This is a genomic window from Flavobacterium sp., from assembly GCF_031363805.1.
Lineage (GTDB): Bacteria > Bacteroidota > Bacteroidia > Flavobacteriales > Flavobacteriaceae > Flavobacterium.
Genome location: NZ_JANLVD010000065.1, coordinates 1 through 4,004 on the forward strand (window position 1 = coordinate 1; position 4,004 = coordinate 4,004).

The window sequence follows — 4,004 nt, forward strand, 5'->3', positions numbered from 1 at the left end:
TGCCTAACGACTCATAAGTCCAATGAATATAATCAAAATATTTAATTCGCATGCAGATGTCGTAAGCTCTTTGGGCATACATTAAAGCGGAATCCAATTTACTGAGTTCATAATACGAATCGCCTAATAGCCAGTAAGCCCAGGTTTGCATAATTTCATTTTTTGCTTTAATGGCAATTTCGTTTCCGGCAAAGCCCAACTCAATGGCTCTTTCATATTCCTTTTGTTCATAAAAATAAAGACCAAGGTGAAGCTTAGAATCGCCTAACATTTCCAGATTATTTGTTTTTTCAGCAACCTCTATTGACCTCAATCTATATTCTAAACCTTTTACGGTATTTCCAAATGTGACATAGTCAAATCCAATCTGATTCAATGCCAGTGCTTCGCTTATTTTGTCATTATTTTTTTGTGCCAGCACCAATATTCGTTTCGCATATTGCATGTCAATCATAGGGTCTTTGCTTTCCGTTCCACTAAAAAATAAGTTTAATAATTTCAATCTTTTGCTTTCATCTCTTTCGGAAGCAATCTTTTGATAAACGGAATCTATGTCTAATGCTTGTGTAAAAGCACTTTGAATATTAACACAAAAATAAATGAGAGTTATTATTTTTTTCATTCTTGATTTTATTAGTCGAATCTTTTTTTTCAATCGGCTTGTGTTGTCAAAGTTAATTTATTCACTCCCTTTTATTTTTTAAAGGAGTTCATGATAACGCTTCGCTAAGTTCTTGCAGTCAGTTTGATGTTAGCAGGTCGCCCATGACGCATAACGAAGAAGGGATTAAAAGAAGTTTTAAAAAGAAGGGATTAGATGCACCACTGTTTGTATTACCACCACTGTTTGTTAGAAGCACTACTGTTTGATTACCGAACAAAGCCCTTCTTTTTAAAATTTCTTTTAATCTTATGTTATACCATTAGCTAATATAAAACAGTTTTTTTCTTTTCGCCTCACCCCCGCCCCTTCTCCCAAACGAGAGGGGGAAAATTTGGTCTATTTTATATTAGCTAATGGTATTATCTGCTGCTCTGCTGTCCGTCCGAAGATGTGTCGTTTGAAGTTCGCACACACTTTGTTCAAAGCGATTTACATTCAAGGCGGTGTCTGTTCGTGTTAGTCCCGATAGTTATCGGGATGCGTTTGGGTTTTTAATTTTTTTTTTGTGGGTGGGAGAAATTTTTTAATTACTCATTTCTCTAATTGTTTTTTAAAGGTATTCGTGATTGCTTCGCAGTTCAATTTTTTTCTTGGGTGGAAGATTGCAAGCTCTTTTTATTTTTTTCTGCGTTGGCTTGGTGCGGTTGCAAAAAATGTGCTTGCAATGTGCGGTGGCTTTTTCATCGTGCTCCTTCTAAAATTTTTATTTCGTCTTCCGTTAATTCATAAAGTTTGTAAACCATTTCATCCAATTGTTTTTCTAATTTGCTGGTGTCGGCTTTAGGTTCTTTTTAGCTGATACTATTTTTCTTTTTTGAAATTCCAGCCATATTTTTCCATAAACCCATCAACTTCTTCAGCAAAAGATTTCTTTGAATGGTGTTCTTCCTGATGATGAATATATTTTCTGACTGATTCAAGATGGCTTTCACTGACGCCTACCACCCAATAATCATCCTGCCAAATAAATTTTTCAGAGGTCAGCTTGTTTTGATTTATCCAAAAAGATGATTCACCTTTGATGAGTTGAGCCACTTTACTGATAGTTTGTTCTTTGCCTAAAGAGATTAAACAATGCGCATGTTCCTGCCAGCCATTAACACAATCAAGCCAGATTCCTTTTTCATCTGCATTTATTTTGATGTGCTGAAATACTTTTTTTCTCAACTCTTTTGAATTGAGAAATGGTTCTCTGTTTTTTGTAGAGAATACCATGTGCATATAAACTCTTACCCAACTCATAATTTTGTTTTGTATTTTATGTGGCTAAAGCCAGTTGCTTCTTTATTTTTATTTACAGTCAGATAAATCTGACTGTAATGGATTCTGCTGCATCTATTGCAGTTGCTTTTAAGCAACTGACAAAAATAATTTCATTTATCTTTTTGCTTTAGCATCATTTTTTATTTTCAATGATGGCGATTTCTTCCTCTGTTAATTCATAAAGTTTGTAAACCATTTCATCTAATTGCTTTTCTAATTTGCTGGTATCTGCTTTCGGGTCTTTTTCTTTGGCTGAAAGTATTTTGTCAACAAGTGTGATAAAGGGTTTTTGGTCTTTGGCTTTTTTGATTAAAAGTTTTTCCTCTGTTTCTTTTTTGACTTCTGCTAATGCTTCACCAGTTTCAGGATTCAGATATTGAAAATAAAAATTGAGTAGAGTTGAATTGATAAGTGCAAGCATGTATTTCAAATCAACTTTTATTTTTTGATTGATAACATGAGTATTATTAAGACAAATAAATTCTTCATCATCAAAAGTTGCAATTAGAGAATCACCAGTTTGTCTAATAACAATTTTAGGTTGTGAAAAAATTACTGGCTTTCTTGGTGCAGCAAGATTGTCTCCATATTTTATCCACCGTTCTCCATTCCAATTATTGACATACTTACCAATATCGCTGCCTCTTAATACCTTTTTATAAGAACTATTTTTTTTGCTTGCAGAATCATAAACTCTATTTTTTAAAATTTCCTGTGTTTGAGGTGGAACTCCTTTTCCAATTTCGTATGGCTTAACACCTGAATATAAAACACAGTAAAAACTCAATACTTCGGTACCGGTTTTTAATTTCTCAACCAACTTTTCAATTTTAGGGTTTGTGAAAATGTTTATCACATCACCATTTTTTTCTTTCCATGTATTTTGATTGTGTTTTAATTCCTGTAATTGTTCCGCATCAATGTGATTAAAAATTTTCACCATGTTGTTAGCAACAAAACCTTTTTTAAAAATCACAACTTCGGTATCAACCACAGCATCAAACACACTTTTGTGATAGTGTGAAATATTTTGAATTACATTATTGCTTGTCAAGAACTTTCTAATCTTAATCAGTTTTAGATTTGTCAGCCATGTGTTAGGAATGATAAATGAAAGAACACCGTTGATTTTTAAAAACTCAAAACTCTTTTCAGTAAAAAACAAAAAACTTTCGGGTTGATAATCCTGATACTTATAGTTGTTTTTGAAATACAATTTTTCTTCGTCTGAAAACTTTGCTCCATAAGGTGGATTCCCAATGACAATATCAAATCCATCTATTAAACCAAACATCCATTCGCTTTCAAAGAATGGTGCTGAAAGATTTTGGTCGTAAGGGTCAAAGGCAACAATTTGTTTTGCTACCGTTGTATTCCATCCATCATCTTCCAACAGTTTTGCAATTTCTTTCCGCAAAGTTTTGTCTGCATCTTGCAGACGTATTTTATCTTTTCTGGTCTTGGCAGTAAAATAATTATGTCGCAAATCTTTCAACTGCTTTTCCTTTCCTTCAATCTCAGGATTTCTAAACATTCCCTGTTCTGGTTTATCCAAACCAATTAAAGAATTAGCAGCAACAAATTTTGTTTCAAGATTCGGTAACGGGCGTATGCCCATATTCTCCATCTGGGAAGATGGAGACACATTTTGGTCAATGATGAGTGAAATGAAAAAACGCAACTTGGCAATTTGCACAGCAATGGGTTGTATGTCTATTCCGTAAATGCAGTTTTCAATCAGGTAAAGTTTTCTTCCGTAGTCGCTGGCGTTGTTATCAAACACATCGTCAATTTCATCCAATCGTTTTTTCCTTTCTGCCTTTTCAACAATTTGATAAGCAGTTTCCATTTCCTGAATTGCTTTTTGTTTTTGCAACTCTCTCCACAATTTATTTCCGTTGTCAAGTTTGGTAAGTATGTGAACCATCTTATGCAACACACCCATTGGGAATGCCCCGCTACCGCAAGCAGGGTCAAGTATTTTGCAATTGTTTATTGCCTCAATTAAAGATTTTGTTTCCTTCTCGTTAAATGGGTTTGCATTTTCTGAATAAGAAAATAAATCTCTGAGCCGTGC

Annotated in this window: 3 protein-coding genes; all 3 read right to left on the reverse strand. The window is 33.9% G+C overall.

Annotation, left to right across the window (positions count from 1 at the left end; genetic code table 11):
• Nucleotides 1–622 (reverse strand): hypothetical protein (locus RMN92_RS03900; RefSeq protein ID WP_309608155.1); only part of this gene is annotated, 622 nt, incomplete at its 3' end.
• Between the two features lie 843 nt (nt 623–1,465).
• A complete protein-coding gene (gene tnpA / locus RMN92_RS03905; protein ID WP_309608156.1) occupies nt 1,466–1,906 on the reverse strand; it encodes an IS200/IS605 family transposase in 441 nt (146 codons plus the stop codon).
• A 154-nt stretch (nt 1,907–2,060) separates the two neighbouring features.
• Nucleotides 2,061–4,004: Eco57I restriction-modification methylase domain-containing protein (locus RMN92_RS03910; protein WP_309608157.1), on the reverse strand; the 1,944-nt coding region annotated here is incomplete at its 5' end.

Bases quoted from the DNA above. Each gene is read 5' to 3' on its own strand.
- tnpA (WP_309608156.1), bottom strand. From the start codon at position 1,906: ATGAGTTGGGTAAGAGTTTATATGCACATGGTATTCTCTACAAAAAAC.